This window comes from Streptacidiphilus jeojiense, assembly GCF_000719095.1.
In the GTDB taxonomy this organism is placed as follows: domain Bacteria; phylum Actinomycetota; class Actinomycetes; order Streptomycetales; family Streptomycetaceae; genus Streptacidiphilus; species Streptacidiphilus jeojiensis.
On record NZ_JOEH01000009.1, the window covers coordinates 357,888 to 375,305 of the forward strand.

Annotated in this window: 15 protein-coding genes; 3 read left to right on the plus strand and 12 right to left on the minus strand. The window is 71.0% G+C overall.

What is annotated here, in order from left to right:
- The first annotated feature begins 282 nt into the window (after nt 1-282).
- Nucleotides 283-2,493: an RICIN domain-containing protein gene (locus IF29_RS0114115; protein WP_037595147.1), complete on the plus strand. Its 2,211-nt coding sequence runs from the start codon at nt 283-285 to the stop codon at nt 2,491-2,493.
- An 85-nt stretch (nt 2,494-2,578) separates the two neighbouring features.
- Here the strand turns inward: IF29_RS0114115 and IF29_RS0114120 are convergent, their stop codons facing one another.
- From IF29_RS0114120 to IF29_RS0114150, 7 genes are all read right to left on the minus strand, one after another.
- Entirely contained in the window at nt 2,579-4,954 is a 2,376-nt protein-coding gene (locus IF29_RS0114120) for a beta-glucosidase family protein (RefSeq protein ID WP_051725288.1), read from the minus strand.
- A gap of 101 nt (nt 4,955-5,055) precedes the next feature.
- Nucleotides 5,056-5,874: a carbohydrate ABC transporter permease gene (locus IF29_RS0114125; protein WP_030253979.1), complete on the minus strand. Its 819-nt coding sequence runs from the start codon at nt 5,872-5,874 to the stop codon at nt 5,056-5,058.
- Nucleotides 5,871-6,758 (minus strand): carbohydrate ABC transporter permease, encoded by an 888-nt coding sequence (locus IF29_RS0114130; protein ID WP_030253981.1) that lies wholly within the window; start codon nt 6,756-6,758, stop codon nt 5,871-5,873. The genes IF29_RS0114125 and IF29_RS0114130 overlap by 4 nt, the downstream gene beginning before the upstream one ends.
- A 70-nt stretch (nt 6,759-6,828) precedes the next feature.
- Entirely contained in the window at nt 6,829-8,121 is a 1,293-nt protein-coding gene (locus tag IF29_RS0114135; RefSeq protein ID WP_084714173.1) for an ABC transporter substrate-binding protein, read from the minus strand.
- A 277-nt stretch (nt 8,122-8,398) separates the two neighbouring features.
- The gene (locus IF29_RS0114140) at nt 8,399-9,439 is read right to left on the minus strand and encodes a LacI family DNA-binding transcriptional regulator (RefSeq protein ID WP_030253985.1); all 1,041 of its coding nucleotides are present in this window, start codon (nt 9,437-9,439) and stop codon (nt 8,399-8,401) included.
- A gap of 108 nt (nt 9,440-9,547) precedes the next feature.
- Nucleotides 9,548-10,213: a TMEM175 family protein gene (locus IF29_RS0114145; RefSeq protein WP_063757494.1), complete on the minus strand. Its 666-nt coding sequence runs from the start codon at nt 10,211-10,213 to the stop codon at nt 9,548-9,550.
- Between the two features lie 31 nt (nt 10,214-10,244).
- Complete coding sequence (locus IF29_RS0114150) at nt 10,245-10,799, minus strand: potassium channel family protein (RefSeq protein ID WP_051725289.1); 555 nt, start codon at nt 10,797-10,799, stop codon at nt 10,245-10,247.
- Between the two features lie 166 nt (nt 10,800-10,965).
- Between IF29_RS0114150 and IF29_RS0114155 the strand changes: the two genes are divergently transcribed.
- Nucleotides 10,966-11,673 (plus strand): MIP family channel protein, encoded by a 708-nt coding sequence (locus tag IF29_RS0114155; protein ID WP_030253990.1) that lies wholly within the window; start codon nt 10,966-10,968, stop codon nt 11,671-11,673.
- A gap of 110 nt (nt 11,674-11,783) precedes the next feature.
- Entirely contained in the window at nt 11,784-13,001 is a 1,218-nt protein-coding gene (locus IF29_RS0114160) for a cytochrome P450 (protein WP_030253992.1), read from the plus strand.
- Between the two features lie 22 nt (nt 13,002-13,023).
- Here the strand turns inward: IF29_RS0114160 and IF29_RS0114165 are convergent, their stop codons facing one another.
- Genes IF29_RS0114165 through IF29_RS41930 form a run of 5 tightly spaced genes read right to left on the minus strand, consistent with a single transcriptional unit; the run spans nt 13,024 to nt 17,386 of the window.
- A complete protein-coding gene (locus IF29_RS0114165) occupies nt 13,024-14,313 on the minus strand; it encodes a cytochrome P450 (RefSeq protein ID WP_380523546.1) in 1,290 nt (429 codons plus the stop codon).
- A gap of 29 nt (nt 14,314-14,342) precedes the next feature.
- The gene (locus IF29_RS0114170; protein ID WP_030253995.1) at nt 14,343-14,981 is read right to left on the minus strand and encodes a GTP-binding protein; all 639 of its coding nucleotides are present in this window, start codon (nt 14,979-14,981) and stop codon (nt 14,343-14,345) included.
- Complete coding sequence (locus tag IF29_RS0114175; protein WP_030253997.1) at nt 14,962-15,321, minus strand: DUF742 domain-containing protein; 360 nt, start codon at nt 15,319-15,321, stop codon at nt 14,962-14,964. The genes IF29_RS0114170 and IF29_RS0114175 overlap by 20 nt, the downstream gene beginning before the upstream one ends.
- On the minus strand, nt 15,318-15,719 hold the full coding sequence (locus tag IF29_RS0114180; RefSeq protein WP_030253998.1) for a roadblock/LC7 domain-containing protein: 402 nt from the start codon (nt 15,717-15,719) through the stop codon (nt 15,318-15,320). Before IF29_RS0114180 ends, IF29_RS0114175 begins: the two co-directional genes overlap by 4 nt.
- Entirely contained in the window at nt 15,716-17,386 is a 1,671-nt protein-coding gene (locus IF29_RS41930) for a sensor histidine kinase (RefSeq protein WP_063757495.1), read from the minus strand. Before IF29_RS41930 ends, IF29_RS0114180 begins: the two co-directional genes overlap by 4 nt.
- Nucleotides 17,387-17,418: the final 32 nt, after the last annotated feature.

The window sequence follows — 17,418 nt, forward strand, 5'->3', positions numbered from 1 at the left end:
GGTCGCGCCGCGGACCCCCGTCCGCAGCCGCTTCCGGGTGTTGCCGCTCCGTCAACACCCGGTGACGGCAGGATTTCGAAAGCCTTTCGGATGCGCGCCGGTGACATGTCGGCGTCGCGCGCCAATACTGTCCCCAACCGGTTCCTCGCCGCAATGAGCGCAATTCGCGCGGCCTTCCACCCGATGGCGGCGGCGAGGGGCCGGAATGATTTCCCCCACCCAGCCGCGGAGTGGTTCTTCCCTGCTCCGACGGCTGCCAGGCGTACGTCCAGAGGAACCGCAATGGTACAGAATTTGATACGGAAGGCGGTCGCAGCGGCGACCGCCTTCTGCATCGGCGTGGTATTCGCCATCGCCTCGGCGACGAGTGCGTCGGCCTATCAGCCGGTCTCGTCCAACCTGTATGTGGCGACCAATTCCGCTGCCTGCAACAAGAGTCCCTGTGTGCTCTACCCGAAGTCGGCGCAGCTGCCGGACGGCCGACTGGTGTCGGCGTTCGAGGACAGCGAGACCGCCCCGGTGGGGCAGACGATCCCCATCAACGCGAGCGACGACGACGGCACCACCTGGACCAAGCTGTCCGACGTCAAGGCCCCCGCCTACCTCTCCAGCGACTCCAAGTACGCGGCCTACACCAGCAACTGGACCAACCCGTACCTCTATGTGCTGCCGCAGGCGGTCGGCTCGCTGAGCGCCGGCACGCTGATGCTGGCCAGCATCGTCTCGGGTGACGACCAGTACTACGAGGAGCAGAAGGCCGCCAACTCCGCCTGGACCCCGTCCGGCGACGGCGACCGGCAGAACGTCGCACTCGCGCTGTACGACAGCACCGACAACGGCGTGACCTGGAACATCGTCAACATCATCGCTGCCGGCGGCTGGCAGGGCGGCAGCGCCGGTGACCTCGGCCGGGTCTCCACCGCCAACACCTACGCCCAGGCCGACGCGGTCTGGGAGCCCTACCTGATGGCCCACAACGGCCAGTTGATCGCCTACTACTCCGACGAGGACGACTACACCGGCTACAACGCCACCACCGGGGCGCTGACGATCGACCCGGACAACGCCACCGCCACCGACTCGGGCGGCCAGGTGCTGATGCACCGGACCTGGGACGGCGTCAGCGCCGACGCCTGGAGCTCGCCGGTGGTCGACGTCCCGGGCAGCACCGTGACCATGAGCAGCACCAAGACCGAGATCGGCGGCGGCCGTCCGGGCATGGAGACGATCGTCCCCACCACCGACGGCAAGTGGCTGCTCACCTACGAGTACTGGGGCGGCGGCACCAACGTCCGCTACCGGATCTCCAGTGACCCGCTGAAGTTCTTCTCGGCCACCGACGCCGCGATCACCGCGCTGCCGGTGCCCTCGGGCGGCAACACCCTGGCCACCGGCGGCAGTCCGGTGCTGGAGGCGATGCCGGACGGACGGATCGTCTACAACGCGGCCGGCAGCGGCGACGTCTGGGTGAACGAGTCCGGGGCCAGCACCGGGACCTGGAAGGAGTACAAGACCCCGATGGCGGCCGGCTACAGCCGAGACCTCCAGTACGTCCAGGGGACCGGACGGATCCTCATCCTCCAGGCCGCCTGGAGCGGCGGCAGCGTCGGACCGGTGCACTACGCCGAGGTGGACCTCGGCCACTCCGACGGCACCTACGACACCCTGGTGAACCGGCTGACCGGGCAGGTGCTCAGCCCCACCGCCGGAAAGACCCAGGACGCCAGCCTGACCGGGAACGTCGCCGACCTGATCACGCGGGCCGCGGACGCCACCGACGCCTCGCAGCGCTGGCACCTGACCGCCAAGGGCAGCAGCGTCACCCTGCTCAACAAGGCGGGCGGCCGCGCCGTCGCGATCTGGACCGGCACCGCGACGGCCGGGCAGCAGTTGGCCCAGTGGGTCGACGACGGGGCCAGCGACAAGCAGTGGAACATGGTGGCCCAGAGCGACGGGTACTACAAGATCCAGTCGGTGCTCAACACCTCCATGTATATGACGGGTGCGACCGCGGGCGGCGCGGTCACCCTGGGCACGCTGATCGACACCTCCAGCAGCGCGGCGGCGGGCTACTCGCAGGAGTGGCAGGTGGTCGCGGACGCCACGACGACCGGGGTGGCCGACACCCTGGTCGGCAGTGCCTCCGGCCGCTGCCTCGACGTGCCGAACGGCGCGCTGGGCGTGCAGGTGCAGATCTACGACTGCTCCGGCAACGCCAACCAGGAGATCACCCCGACCGCCGCCGGCGAGCTCCGGGTCTCCGGCTCGTGCCTGGCCGCCAACGGTGACGGCACCACCGCGGGCACCAAGGTCATCCTCTGGACCTGCAACGGCAAGACCAGCCAGCAGTGGTCGACCACGCTGAACGGATCCATCGTCAACCGCTCCAACGGGCTGGCGATCGATGTCACCGGTGCGGCGACGGCCAACGGCTCGCCGGTGGAGCTGTGGACGCCGCTCGGCAGCACCAACCAGATCTGGAGCCGTGGGTAGTCGTTAGGAGAGCACAGCACGAAGAAGCCCCAGGTCGGATATCCGACCTGGGGCTTCTTCGCGGGACATCGGTCCTGATCGGGCGTCAGTCCTGATCCACCGTCACCGGGGCGCTCATGGCCCGGGTGTGGTCGACGATCCGGGTCTCGCCCTCCAGGGTGACCAGCAGGCTCGCGCCGGGGTCGGCGGCCGACTGCCCGAGGCGCAGCAGGATCCGGCCGGGCTCGACCCGGCGCCGCAGGTCCTGGCCGGTGAAGCTGGTCAGGTCGGCGTGGACCTCGAACTGCACGGTCCGGCTCCGGCCCGGCTCCAGGTCGACCCGGGTGAACCCGATCAGCTGCCGGACCGGGCGGGTCACCGTGGCGACCAGGTCGGTGAGGTAGAGCTGCGGCACCCCGGTGCCGGCCCGGTCGCCGGTGTTGGTCACCGTGGCGCTGACCGTCACCGAGCCGTCGACGGCCATCGTGCTCCCGGAGGCCCGGACGTCGGTGATGGCGAAGCCGGTGTAGGACAGCCCGTGCCCGAAGGGGAAGGCCGGGGTCGGGTCGATGTTGCTCACGCCGTCGCTCTTCAGCGCCAGCGCGGCGGCCAGGTAGGTGCCGGGCTGGCCGGCCCTGTCGCCGGGGATCTGCACCGGCAGGTGCCCGGACGGGTTGACCCGTCCGGAGAGCACGCCGGCGATCGCCGCGGCGCCCTCCTGGCCGGGGAAGAAGGCCTGCACGGTGGCGCCCGCCGCGGCGGCGTGGCGGCCGACCGCGTACGGGCGGCCGGAGACCACCACCAGGACGGTCCGGTCGGCGCCGGCGGCCAGCACGGCCTGCACCAACTCGTCCTGCACACCCGGCAGTTGCAGCGTGGAGACGTCGCAGCCCTCGCCCGAGGTCCCGTGGCCGAACAGGCCCGAGCGGTCGCCCACGACCAGCAGGGTCAGGTCCGCGGCCGTCGCCGCGGCCACCGCTGCCTCGATGCCGCTGCGGTCGTCGCCGGTGATCCCGCAGCCGGTCACATGCTCCACCGTCGCCTGCGGGAACTCGCGCCGGACCGCGTCCAGCACGGTCGGCGCCTCGACGCCGAGGGGGAGCTCGGGGTGGTGCGGCAGCACGTGGTTGGGGAAGGAGTAGCAGCCGAACAGGCACTGGGCGTCGTCGGCGGCGGGCCCGACCACCGCGATGGACCGCGGGCCGGCCGGGGCGTCGGCGAGCGGGCCGCCCAGCGGCAGCAGGCCGGAGCCGTTGGCGAGCAGCACCACGGACTCCTCCGCCAGCCGGCGGGCGATGTCCCGGTTGCCCGGCGAGTCGAAGTCCGCGGGCGCGGTGTACTGCCCGGGGTGCCAGTCGGGGTCGAGCAGGCCCAGTTCGGCCTTCTGGGTCAGCACCCGCAGCACGGCCCGGTCCAGGAGTTCGACCGGAACGCGGCCGTCCTCCACCATCGCCCGCAGCGGGTCGCCGTAGCCGGAGGTGTGCGGCAGCTCCACGTCCAGGCCCGCCGCCAGCGCGAGGTGCGCCGCGTCGGGTATGCCGTCGGCCATGTGGTGCATCGAGGCGAGGAAGGCGATCGACCAGTAGTCGGACACCACCGTCCCGGTGAAGCCCCAGGTGTCCCGGAGCAGACCGGTGAGCAGCCGCTCGTTGGCGGCGCAGGGGACGCCGTCGACGTCGTTGTAGGCGTTCATCACCGAGCCGACCCGGCCGTGCACCACCGACTTCTCGAAGGGCGGCAGGATGACGTCGGCGAACTCCCGCGGGCCGAGGGCGGCCGGCGCGTGGTTGCGGGCGGCCCTGGAGGTGGAGTAGCCGGCGAAGTGCTTCAGCGTGGCGACCACCCCGGCCGACTGCAGCCCCTGGACGTAGGCCAGGCCCAGCTCGGAGACCAGGTAGGGGTCCTCGCCGAGGGTCTCCTCGACCCGTCCCCAGCGGTAGTCGCGCACCACGTCCAGGACCGGGGACAGGCCCTGGTGGATGCCGACGGCGGCCATGTCCGAGCCGATGGCCGCGGCCATCGCCCGGACCAGCTCGGGGTTCCAGGTGGCGGCCCAGGCCAGCGCGGTCGGGTAGACGGTGGCCTGCCAGGTGGTGAACCCGGTCAGGCACTCCTCGTGGGCGACGGCCGGGATGCCGAACCGGTTGGCGGCCACCACCTGGGCCTGCAGCCCGGCCAGGCGCTCGCGGCCGGCCTCGGGGCTGACCGGCCCGGTGCCGAAGACCCGGGTCAGCTGCCCGAGGCCGTCGACGAGGGCCTCCTCGAAGGACTCGGCGTCCCGGAAGGTCTCCTGCATCGGGGCGACGTCGCCGCCGTCGTCGTGCCCCGGCCAGGAGCTGCCGAGCTGGCGGGCCTTCTCGGAGATGGTCATGGAGTCGAGCAGGGCCTTGGCGCGGACGGGTGCCGGAAGGGCGGGGTCGTTCCAGGGCCCGGTCGTGGGGCGCTCATCGCTGATCGTCAAGACAGGTCCGTTTCTGCGCATGCCAAAGGCGGCCCGCGCGGGCAAGAAGGGGAGAGCGAGCAGGGTGCGGGGCAGGCAAGGGCGTTGCGCGCTGAGGGCCGGGGGGATTCCCCGGCCCCTCATCACTTGCCGCCGGCTCCCATGAGTCCCGCCACCAGGGCCCTGCGGGCGAAGAGGTAGACGAGGAGGATCGGGATCGCGGACATCAGCACCGCGGCCAGCAGGGCCGGGATGTCGGCTCCGTACGAGGAGACGAAGTTGTACAGGCCGAGGGTGACCAGCTTGTTGGAGTTGGACTGCGTCATGATCAGCGGGAACAGGAAGCCGTTCCACGCCTGCAGCGCCGCGAACACCGAGGCGCTGGCGATGCTGGACCGCGACAGCGGGACCACCAGGTCCCACAGGATCCGGGCGGGCCGGGCGCCGTCCAGCGCCATGGCCTCGTAGAGCGAGACCGAGATCTCCCGCATGCCGCCGCTGATCACCAGCACGCTCACCGGCAGTGAGAAGGCCGCGGTGGGCAGGATGACGCCCCACAGGGTGTCGTAGAAGCCGAGCCGGTTGATGATCAGGAACAGCGGGATGATCACGGCCTGGGCCGGGATCGCCAGGCCCAGCAGGAACAGCCGGAACACGCCCCGGGTGAGCCAGCTGCGCCCGCGCACCACGGCGTAGCTGATCGGCACGGCGAGCAGCAGCACGATGGCGACGGTGGCGGCCGCGACCAGGATGGTGTTCCACAGGTAGCCGAGGAATCCGCTGTCCACCACGGTGGCGAAGTTGTGGAAGGTGATCCCGGAGGGGAGCGACAGCGGCCCCCGGTCGCTGTACTGGGACTGCGACTCCAACGAGCTGTTGACCAGCGCGTAGAGCGGGGTGCCGATGATCAGCAGCCAGGCGAACGCGGCGATGCCGGCCAGGTAGTTCGGGCGGCTTCTCACATTCCCTCCAGGGTGCTGGTCATCTTGTCGTAGCCGCTGAGCTTCACCATCACGAAGGAGGCGCCGGTGGCGAGCAGCAGCAGGAAGCTGGCGATCACGCTGGCGTATCCGTAGTCGTAGGTCTGGAACCCGGTCTGGTACATGGCGAAGGGCAGGATCGAGGTGTCTGTACCGGGCCCTCCGTCGGTGAGCAGCAGCACGATGTCAAACGCGGTGAGGCCGCCGACCACCATGAAGATGGTCGAGGTCACGATGGTGTTGCGGAGCTGCGGAAGGGTGATGGCGAAGAACTGCCGCACCCTTCCGGCCCCGTCGATCGCCGCTGCCTGGTACAGGGTCTCCGGGACGGTGCGGGCGGCGCCCTGGTAGAGCAGGGTGTGGAAGGGGATGAACTGCCAGCTGGTCACCAGGACCAGGCAGGCGACCGCGCCGCTCTGGCTGCCGAGCAGGTTGGTGTCCCCGATGAGGCCGGACAGCTTGGCCGGGATGCCGAAGTTGGGGTCCAGCAGCTGCCGCCACATCACCGCGGTGGCCGCGGTGGAGAACAGCAGCGGCAGGAAGAAGATCGCCGACAGCACCGCGCGGTTGCGCTGCTTGCCGGCCGACCAGACCCCCAACAGGATGCTGATCGGCGCCTGCACCACGATGTTGCCCACCAGCAGCACCGCCGTGACGACGGTGTCCTGCCACATCTGGCCGTCGCCCAGGAACCGGGACCAGTTCTGCAGTCCGGTGAACTGCGGATCGCTGAGCCCGTCCCAGCTGGTGAGGGAGAGGTAGACCACTCCCACCATCGGCACCAGTGCGAAGAGGCAGAAGAAGACCAGCCCGGGAACCGCCCAGGCCGCGCCCGGCCGCGCCAGATCGGCAGCGGCCGAGCGCACCTCACCGCTCCGATGTCGCCGGGAACTCGTACGCCGGGAACTCGTAACGGAGACCACGTGCCTTGCCTTTCTAGTGCTTGATCGCCAGCACGCCGCTGACGAACTGCTCAGGGGTGTCCTGGCCGTTGAACAGCTTCTGGATCACGGTGAGCAGCGGCGTGCCCAGGGTCAGGCCGAGGGCCTGGTCCCAGGACTGGGTGAACGAGGGGGCGTTCGCCACCAGGTTGTACTGGAACATGGCGTAGGTCGGGTCCGGTGCCTTGGCCAGCGCGGCCTTGGCGTTGGTGGTGACCGGGACCTCGCCCTTGGCGACCAGGCCCGCGACGTAGCTGTCGCTGTAGGTGGTCTTGAGGAACGCCTCTGCGGTCTGGCTGGGAGCGGAGGTGGTCACCGAGAGGTAGTTGGTCGGGTTGCCGACCACATCGGCCGGGTTGCCCTTGCCGCCCTCGACGGACGGGAACGGAACGTAGCCCAGCCCGGACTTGGCGAAGGTCGCGTCGGCGGCCTGCTGGGTGGCGTACTCCCAGGACCCCATCAGGACCATGGCGGCCTTGCCCTTGTCCAGCAGGGTCGAGGTGCCGCCGGCGCCGTAGCTGACCGAGGCGAAGTTGCTGCCGAAGGCGCCGCTGTCCACCAGCTGCTTGACCATCTGCGCGGTCTTGAGGATGGCGGGGTCGCTCCACAGGTTCCAGTCGCCGGCCGCGATCTTGCTGAAGAGGTCGGGGCCGGCGAGGCGGTCGACCAGGTACTCGATCCACATCAGCTCGGTCCACGAGTCGGTGGCGGTGCCCGCGACGGCGAACGGGGTGATGCCCTTGGCCTTGAACACCGGGACCAGGTTGACCAGGTCGGTCCAGGTCTTGGGGGGCGTCACGCCGGCGTCGGTGAAGACCTTCTTGTTGTAGAAGAGGAAGACCGGCTGGGTGCCGCGGCTCGGGACCCCGACCAGCTTGCCGTCGACCGTTCCGGCCTGCAGCGCGGACGGGAGGAAGTGGGAGATCAGGTCCGAGTCGAGGGTGACCAGCTTCCCGGCCTTGACGTAGTCGCTGAGGCTGCCGCCGCCCCAGTTGAAGAAGATCCCGGGCATCGCCGAGGAGCCCATCGCGGTACGGAGCTTGTCCTTGTACCCGTCGGTGGCGATGACGTTCATGCTGACCTTGCCGGGCCCGGTGGTGTTGTAGGCGTCGACGGCGGACTGGCTCACCGAGTTGGTGGGGTCCTGGAGCATCCAGAGCGAGGCGCTGCCGGTGGAGGACTTGGCCGTGCTGGAGGACGATCCGCAGCCCGCCGCCGTGACCACGAGCGCAGCGCTGACCGCCAGGGTGATGCAGGCCCGCTTTCTGGATGCGGTGATGTTCTTCATTGAACGCCTTCTTTCGACTCCGAGAGGTGCCCCGCCGGGGTTCGCTGTCACCCGGTGGGCGGTGGGACGACCTGGTGCGCGCTCAGTGGGGGAGCGGCGGGTTGTCACGTTAGGCGCCGAGATTCGGGGGCGGCAATAAAGTGGACGCTCTTGGTTTCGAAAGACTTTCGGCGGTCGGGCCGGTGGGTGGCGGCCATGCACGCACTCCGCATGCGGTCTTTACGGCGGATCGGGGTCGCCGGGCGGTGCGAATCGAAAGACTTTCGGAAGGGTTCCGTTACTTCCGGGCGAGGTGGCGGGGGGTCGCGGTGGACGTCCGCAGCACCAGTTCGGTGGCCAGCTCGACCCGCAGCGAGGCCGGTGGACGGCCCTCGGCCAGCTGCAGCAGCACCCGGGTGGCCTCGTGTCCCAGCTCCTCGAAGGGCTGCCGCACCGCGCTCAGCGGGGGACAGGCCATGGCGGCCACCAGGGTGTCGTCGAAGGACATCACCGCCAGGTCCCTGGGGACGCTCAGGCCGTACTGCCGGGCCGCCTCCAGCACGCCCAGGGCCTGCGCATCACTGGCCGCGAAGAAGGCCGTGGGCGGCTCCGTGGAGGCCATCACCTGCAGGCTGGCGACCAGCGCCTCGTCGAAGTCGAAGTCGGTCGAGCGGACGATGGCGGGGTCGTAGGCGATCCCGGCCTCCTCCAGGGCGGCCCGGTAGCCGTGCAGCCGCGCCGCCCCGGCCAGCGAGTGCGAGCGGCCCGCGACCATGCCGATCCGGGTGTGCCCGAGCCCCAGCAGATGCTGCACCGCGTCCCTGGCCCCGCTCCAGTTGGTCACCCCGATGCTGGGGATGTCCAGGGTGGGGGAGCTGAGCGGGTCGATCAGCACCACCGGGAGCTGCTGTTCGACGATGCGGCGCTGGTCCTCCTCGGTCAGCATGGAGATGACGATGATCATGCCCTTGGCGCGGAGCGCCAGGCACTCCTCCAGCCACTGGGAGATCGACCGCCGGCTGGTCGTCCCGGTGATCACGTCCACGCCGAGCGCCCCTGCGGCGTCGACTATCCCGCGCACGACCTCCAGCGTGAACGGTCCGGACAGGTCCCGGAAGACCGCGACGATCTGGCGCGGCGCCGAGGCGTCCTGCTCCCAGACCCGGACGTAGCCGTACCGCGCCAGCAGCTCCTCGACCCGGGCCCGGGTGCTCGCGGCGACGTCGCGGCGCCGGTGCACCACCTTGGACACCGTGCTGAGCGACACCTCCGCCTCGGCGGCGATGGTCGTCAGCAGACCGTACTGCGCATCCACGTGCGCCCTGTCCTGAGCTGTCATGCGACGCCGTCCCACTCGTCGGCACTGCTGCGCCTTGTGCTGCGTTCCGCGCGGGAACCTCGCCGCAAGCTAACCGGACCGGGGGTCCGGGGCAAGCCTCGGAGCAGCTCAGCGGCGCAGTCGGTGCTGGAGCGGCCGGTCGTGCAGGCTCCAGTCGTGAACGGCCCGCCCGGCGGCCGGTGCGAGGATCCAGCACAGGTAGGCGTACTGGCCGGCGGCGAACGAGACCGGGATCGACACCAGGAAGGCGACCGCCATCACGGTGATCCGCTGGACCGTCCGGGGGAACAGCTCCGGCGGGGTGCCCTCCCGGAGCAGGCCGTCGCGCCGGACCTCCCGGAGCATCAGCACGAACAGCACGCAGCCGGCGCACTGCACGGCGGCGTAGAAGGAGAACCGCGCCTGGAACGCCCCGTCGCTGCTGAGCAGCCTGGTCGCGAACGGGGTGATCACCAGTATCAGCAGCCAGTACAGGGTCAGGTTGGTCAGCCGCCGGTTCAACCCGGTGACGTAGCGGAACAGGGTGTGGTGCGAGCGCCAGTGCGAGCCGATCACCAGGAAACTGATGACGAACGCCAGGTACCCCTCCCGGTCCTTGAACGCCGCGTGCAGCAGCGCGGAGTTGGTGCTCCCCTCAGGGAGCGGCAGCTCCAGCGCCAGCAGGGTGAGCGCGATGGCGATCACCGCGTCGCTGAAGAAGGTCAGCCGTTCGGCGGCGACCGCCCTCGCCTCCAGTGCGTCGTCGGGCGGTTCGCGGTCCACGGCTTCGGTCATGGCAGCAGAGAATGCCACATCCCGGGGCGCCTCAGGTGTCGCCGCGGTGCAGGCTGAACCGGGTGACGGTGACCAGGAAGCGCAGGAACAGCGCGACATAGGCCAGGTCGACCAGGATCTGCAGGCTGACCAGGATACGGGCCACGTCGCTCCTCGGCACGATGTCGCCGTAGCCCACGGTGCCCAGGGTGACGACGGCGAAGTACAGGCCCGCGGTGCGGTTCAGCCGCTCGCTGAAGTCGGCGGGGCTGGCGTTGGACAGCGACACGTAGGCGGTGGCGAACACCACCACGAACAGCGGCAGCGACACGGCCATGGCCTCGACCGCGCGCAGCTGCGGCAGTTGGGCGGTGAGGATCCGGTGCAGCTCCAGCCCCATCACCACGACGAAGACCAGCGCCCCCAGCACCAGCCGGACCACGGCGCCGGTGTCCCCGGGCGCTCCGTCGAGCGGGAGGAGGTAGTAGACCAGCACCACCACCGCGGTGGTGAGCAGGCAGCGGATGGTGCTGGCCGCCATCGCCCGCCGCCGCTCCCGGCGGCCGAGGTCGCCCAGCCGACGCGGGGACACCGGCGCGACGCCCATCACGGCTCCTTCCAGCTGGTCAAGGCCAGGCTAGGGGCGGAGCCGCCGGGCGGCGCGGCGAAAGCCGATTTGCCAGGGTCCGTCCTGAGATGCGGCTTGATGATCCGTACCTGATGATCGTCCTGTATCGCCCTGTTCGCCCCGGGCAGGGTCGAAGGAGGGAACGATGGACAGGCGACCGATCATCTGCGAGTTCTTGGGCACCGCGCTGCTGGTACTGATGGGCGTCGGAGCCGCCGTCCTTGCCGGCGCGTGGATCGGGAATCTCGGTGTGGCGCTGGCGTTCGGGTTCGCCCTGCTGGCGCTGGCCTACTCGCTCGGCCCCATCTCCGGCTGCCATGTGAACCCGGCGGTCACCCTGGGCTTCCTGCTGGCCAAGCGGATCGACGTGCGCACCGCGGTCTCCTACTGGGTGGCCCAGTTCCTCGGCGGGATCGCCGGTGCCGCGCTGGTGTTCTGGCTGGCCAAGAACGTCCCCGGGCTGCGGACCCACGGCAAGATGGGCAGCAACGGCTGGGGCGCGCGCTCCGAGGTGCACATCGACATGGGCGGCGCGTTCCTGGCGGAGGTGCTGCTGACCTTCCTGCTGGTGTTCGTGGTCCTCTCGGCCACCCACAAGCTGGCGCTGACCGGCTTCGCCGGGCTGCCGATCGGCTTCTCACTGGCCGTCATCCACCTCATCGGCATCCCGCTGACCGGCACCTCGGTCAATCCGGCCCGCAGCCTGGGCCCGGCGATCTTCGCCGGCGGCGCGGCCCTGTCGCAGCTGTGGCTGTTCATCGTGGCCCCGCTGGTGGGCGGTGCCATCGCGGCGGGCGCGCACATGCTGACCCACCCGCCCGCGCCCAACGCCGTTGCGGCGGACCAGGCGTAGCCGGACCGGATTGGCTGAAAGCAGGCTCAGAGCGGCCGGGCGACAGGACCCGTGGAAACGTCAGATCAGTAGTCTGTTCGATCAGTTGACCACTGATCGAGGAGCATGACGTGACAACTGCCCAGCAGGCACCGGACATCCTGTCCCCGGCCTTCGCCGCCGACCCGTACGCGTCCTACCGCGTCATGCGCGAGCAGTACCCGCTGATCTGGCACGAGGGCATGCAGAGCTACATCGTCTCCCGGTACGCGGACGTCGAGAAGGCCTTCAAGGACCCGGTGTTCACCAGCGACAACTACGACTGGCAGCTGGAGCCGGTGCACGGCAGGACCATCCTGCAGATGGGCGGGCGGGAGCACTCGGTGCGCCGGGCGCTGGTGGCCCCGGCCTTCCGCGGCAAGGAGCTGCAGGAGAAGTTCCTGCCGGTGATCGAGCGCAACGCCAGGGAGCTGATCGAGGCCTTCGCGGCCGACGGCAGCGCCGACCTGGTGGCCCAGTTCGCGACCTGGTTCCCGATCAACGTGATCGTCGACATGCTCGGCCTGCCGCGCGAGGACCACGCCCGCTTCCACGGCTGGTACACCTCGATCATCGGCTTCCTCGGCAACCTCACCCAGGACCCCGAGGTCACCGCCGCGGGGCTGCGCACCCGCGAGGAACTCGCCGCCTACATGATCCCCGTCATCCAGGAGCGCCGTGCGAACCCGGGCGACGACCTGCTCTCCGCCCTGTGCACGGCGGAGATCGACGGCACCACCATGAGCGACGAGGACATCAAGGCGTTCGTCAGCCTGCTGCTGGCGGCCGGCGGCGAGACCACGGACAAGGCGATAGCCGGGGTCTTCCGCAACCTGCTGGCCAACCCGGACCAGCTGGCCGCGGTGCGGGCCGACCGGGAGCTGGTCCCGGCCGCCTTCGCGGAGACCCTGCGGTTCACCCCGCCGGTGCACATGATCATGCGTCAGCCCTCGGCCGACGTGGAGCTGAGCGGTGGCACGGTGGCCGCGGGCAAGACGGTGACCTGCCTGATCGGCTCCGCCAACCGGGACGGCGAGCGGTACGCGGACGCGGACCGCTTCGACGTCTTCCGCCAGGACCTGACCACGGCCAACGCCTTCTCGGCCGCCGCCGACCACCTCGCCTTCGCGCTGGGACGGCACTTCTGCGTCGGCGCGCTGCTGGCCAAGGCCGAGATCGAGGTGGGCGTCAACCAACTCCTGGACGCCCTGCCCGATCTGGCCCTGGCCGAGGGCGAGACGGCCGAGGAGCAGGGACTGTTCACCCGGGGCCCGGCCTCGCTCCGGGTCACCTTCACGCCGAAGGGCTGAGCGTCCGGATCCGGCCGCCCGCTCAGATCGAGGTGAACTCGACCGGGAGGGTGGCCGGGCCGCGCATCCAGATCGACGGACGCCACTCGACCTCCTCGGCCGGCACGGTCAGCATCACGTCGGGAAGGCGGTCGAGCAGCACCTCGACCGCCGCCCGGGCGATCACCTCGGCCATCTCCGGCGCCGGCACCGGGCAGCGGTGCTCGCCGTGGCTGAAGGACAGATGGGCCTGGTTGCCCACCGAGCCCGCACTGAAGTCCGGCTGCACCTCCGGGTCGGTGTTGGCCGCCGCGAGCCCCAGCACCAGGCAGTCGCCCTTGCGGATCCGCACGCCCGCCAGCTGGGTGTCCCGCGCCGCCCAGCGCCCGACGAAGTTCTGGGTCGGGGTGTCCGCCCAGAGCACCTCGTTGAGCGCCTGGCCGACGCTGCGCCTGCCGCCGGACAGGGTGACCGCGAAACGGTCGTCGGTGAGCATCAGCCGCAGCGTGTTGCCGATCCAGTTGGCCGTCGGCTGCTGGCCGGCCGCCATGATCGAGATCATGTCCTGGATGATCTCCTCGTCCTCCAGCCCGGCCGGGTGCGCCAGCATCCGTGACGGAACATCAGGTCCCGGGGCGCTGCGGCCCTTCTCCAGCAGCCCGGTCATGGTGGCGTGGATGCGCATGTAGGCGTCCAGGGCGCCGGGGCCCTCGTCCAGCGAGCCGGCCATGTCCCGTTCCAGCTGGAAGATCTGGTCCAGGTCCAGGCCGAAGAGCCCGGCCACCACCCGCAGCGGGACCTGGGCGGCGTAGTCGGCCATCAGGTCGGCCTGCCCGGCGCCGGCGAAGTCGTCGATCAGCGCGTCGGCGACCCGTTCGCTGGTGGCGTGCAGCTCGAACTGGTCCACCGCGGAGAGCACGTCGGTGATCACCCCGGCCCGGCGCTGGTGCTCGGCCCCCTCCTTGAACAGCACCGAGGGGGTGTAGGTGACGTAGGGCATCAGCGGCCAGTTGGCCGGGATGGCGTCCCAGGCGTGCCAGCGCCGCGAGTCCCTGGCGAACAGTTCGGAGTTGCTGGTGACGTAGTGGACCTCGCGGTAGCCCAGCACCAGCCAGGCCGGGATGTCGTCGTCCAGCAGGATCGGCGCGACCGGGCCGTGCTCGCGCCGCAGCAGCCGGTAGAGCTCGGCCGGGTCCCGCTGGAAGCGCGGCGAGTGCATCCGCACCGCGCCGCCCGGGCCGGTGCTCTCCCCGGCCGCCGAGGGGTCGTGCGCGGGACAGCCGGGTGGCGGCTGGACTGCGGCTTCCTGCGGTGGCGCTGCCTGAACTGACACTGCCTGAACTGTCGATTCCTGAGATGGCGTCACGGGGTCGGCTCCAGGGCGTGGGAGAGGGAGTGCAGGTGTCGGACGAGGGCGACCAGGACGTCCCGGCTCGACTCCCGCTTCCGCGCGTCGCAGTCCAGCAGCGGGACGTCCGGGTTGAGCGACAGGGCGGCGCGCACCTGCTCCAGCGAGTGCGTGGGCTCGTCGAAGTTGTTGCGGGCCACCACGAACGGCAGGCCGTGGTGCTCCAGCCGGTCGATGGCGTACCAGGAGTCGGCCAGCCTGCGGGTGTCCACCAGCACCACCGCGCCCAGGGTGCCGGCGAACAGCCGGTCCCAGAGGAACCAGAACCGCTCCTGACCTGGGGCGCCGAAGAGGTAGAGCACCATCTCGTCGTCGAGGGTGATCCGGCCGAAGTCGAAGGCGACGGTGGTGGTGGTCTTGGTGCGCACCCCCTCGCGGTCGTCGATGCCGACGCCGGCCTGGGTCATCACCTCCTCGGTGCTCAGCGGGCGGATCTCGCTGACGGAGCCGACCAGGGTGGTCTTGCCCACGCCGAAGCCGCCCACGACGACGATCTTCAGACCGTCCCTGGCGGTGTCCCTGAGCGGCCGCCCCGACAGCGCGGGGGCCGCAGGGGCGGCGGGGTCTTCGGGGTCAGAGGTTCTGGAGGGCAAGGAGCACCTTCTTCAGGGTTTCGGGCGGCGGTAGCTGCCTGCCGCGCCCGGACGACTGCGGATGGCGGGCGGTGATCCGGCCGGTGTCGAGCAGGTCGCAGAGCAGGATCTTCACCACCCCGACGGGAAGGTCCAGCAGTGACGCCAACTCCACGACGGCGACCGGGCGTTCGCTCAGCTGCAGGATCCGGACCAGTTCGGACTGCATTCCGGGCGTCGGCCCGCTCTCCCGCACGATCAGCGTGACCAGGTCGAAAGCCTGCTCGTCGGCCCTGGTCCGGCCGCCGGTGACGGTGTAGAGACGGTCCGGGTCGCCACTGTCGACCGGACGGCGGATCATGCGTGCTGCCTCGGCTCGGCCCGCAGGTGCACGCCTATCTGTTCCACCAGCTCGTTCATGTTGTGGCCGACCACGCCCGGGTCGGCGTCGTCCCCGGCGACCACCGCGAGGTGCGCGCCGACGCCGGCCTCGACGATGAACAGGATGCCGCCGTGGAACTCGGTCATGGACTGCCGGACGCCGCCGGTGCCGTCGCCGAACTCGATGGAGGCGCCGTGGGACAGGCTCTGGATGCCCGAGGCGATGGCGGCCAGCTGGTCGGCCTGGTCCACGGTGAGACCGGAGGACAGGCAGAGCTTGAGGCCGTCGCGCGAGAGCACCAGGGCGTGCCGGGTCCCCGGGGTCTTCTCCAGCAGGTTCTCCAGCAGCCAGTCGAGGCTGCGGTCGGTGGTGCTCATCGCTCGGTGTCCTCTTCGGTCCGGTCGGTCTCGGTCGGTTCGGTCTCTGCGGGGGCGGCGTCCTGGGACCCGCCGCGGGCGGCCGTGCGGAAGGCGCCGAACCGGGCGCCCGCGTCGGCGCGGGAGGGAACGTCCTCGGCGGCGGTGGGAGCCACCGCCGGAGTGCTGCGCAGGGCCGCGGCGAGGGTCCGTCCCGGCGGCCGCTTGGGCAGTTCCAGCGCGGAGTCGTCGGGGACGGGCAGCGCGGACGTGGTGGCCGGGGCCGCCGTGGCGACCCGGGCCGGGGCCGGGGTCGAGGCCGGTCGTGAGGTCCCGCCGGCGACGGACTCGCGTGCGGTGGTGAGCCGGTTGCCGGGGCCGCGCATGATCAGCTGCTGCGGGATCAGCACCACCACGCCCGTTCCGCCGCGCGAGGACGGCCGGAAGGAGACCGTGAGGCCGTGCTTGCGGGCCAGGCAGCCGACCACGGCCAGGCCGAGCCGGGTGCCGCCCAGGGTCATCAGGTCCAGGGGTTCCGCCGAGACCAGCCGCTCGGCCTTGGCCAGGGTGGCGGCCGGCATCACCAGGCCGCCGTCCTCGATGGTGACCACCACGCCGGAGTGCATCTCCTGGACGTAGACGTGCACCTCCTCGGTGGGCGGGGAGAAGCTGGTGGCGTTGTCCATCAGCTCGGCCAGGGCGTGCATCACGCCCTCCGCCGCGTAGCCGGCCACTGCGGCCGTGCTCGCCGAGTGCAGCCTGACCCGCTGGTAGGCGCTGATCCGGCCCATGGCGCCGCGCAGCACGCTCTCCATCACGATCGGCTTGGTCCAGCGCCGCCCGGAGCGGGCCCCGGTCAGCACCGCGATGCTGTCCGCGAGCCGGCCGGCCTGGGCGGTGCCGTGGTCCAGCCGGAGCAGGTCGCCGAGGACCTCCTCGTTGTGCCGGTTCTCCATCTCGCGCAGGTCGGCGAGCATGCTGGTGGCCAGCGCCTGGACCCGTCCGGCGGCGTTGGCGCAGGCGGCCATGCCGGAGGCGCGCAGGCGCTCGCTGGTGCCGACCTCCTGGACCAGGGTCCGCAGCACCTGCTGGTGCGTCTCGTCGAGGTGGCCGGGGGCGCCGGCGAGCACGGTCTCCATGGAGACGCCCTCGCGCAGCTGCTTCACCGCCTGCGGGATGGCCTGGCCGGTGAGCTGCTCGGCCTCGCCGACGAACTGGTCGACCTGGGCCACCAGTTGGCCGATCTCCGCCTCCAGCGCCGCCGACCTGGCCTTCTCGGCGTCCAGGGCGGCGCGGATCGCGGTCTCGGCCGCTGCGGCGCGCTGGCGCTCCGCGTCGGCGTTCCAGGCGTCGTGGCGGGCGGCCTGGGCGTCGCTCGCGGCCTGGCCGACCTGCGCGGCCTGCTCGGCGACGGAGCGCTCGGCCTCGGCCCGCACCGTCTCCAGCCGGGCCCGGTGGGCGGCGGAGCTGCGGGAGCGGAGCAGGGCCAGGGTCAGGGCGGCGCCCAGGAGCAGGGCCGCGGCGGCGCCGAAGCAGGCGACGGGGACCCGGTCCGCCGCGCCGGCCCTGGCGGTCACCCAGGCGCAGACCGCCCCGGCCAGCACCGCCGCCAGGGGGGGAACGAGCCAGGACCATGCCTTCGACCTGCGGCGGACATCCGGCGGACGGGAGGACATCTGGACAGACATCAATCAGTTCCTCGTGGCGAGCGGAAGAAAAT